Annotated in this window: 1 pseudogene; it reads left to right on the plus strand. The window is 70.5% G+C overall.

The annotated features are described in order from the left end of the window. Positions 1-396, plus strand: a pseudogene (locus G6018_RS16270) (hypothetical protein); the annotation flags it as partial.

A 396-nucleotide genomic window follows, 5' to 3' on the forward strand; every position in this document is an offset into this window, starting at 1 on the left:
CGCACCCGCGACCAACTGCGCGCCGATGCCCTGTGCGCCCTGGGGGACCCGAACACCGACGACATCGGCACCGCCCTGCACGACCCCGAGGACACCCACCGCGCCGACAACACAGATGGCGCGACCGCCGGCACGGGCGCTCCGCTGCCGGGAGCTCTGCGGCCGGGTGCGTCGTGGGGCACCGACAAGCCCATCCGGATCTCGGTCATCGACAGCATCGCGCAGGGCCTGCCCAACCGGGTGCAGTTCGTCAACGGCGCCTACGCCAGCTTCGACTGGCTGTGCGAGGAACTGCTCTCCGGCGGCGACGCCAAGGTGCGGTTCGACTTGATCGACCCGCAACCGGGCGTTCAGGACACGCCGGATGCGGTGCTCAAGTACTTCATCACCCCGGCG

The sequence above is a fragment of the Dietzia sp. DQ11-44 genome, from assembly GCF_014145205.1.
GTDB lineage: Bacteria > Actinomycetota > Actinomycetes > Mycobacteriales > Mycobacteriaceae > Dietzia > Dietzia natronolimnaea.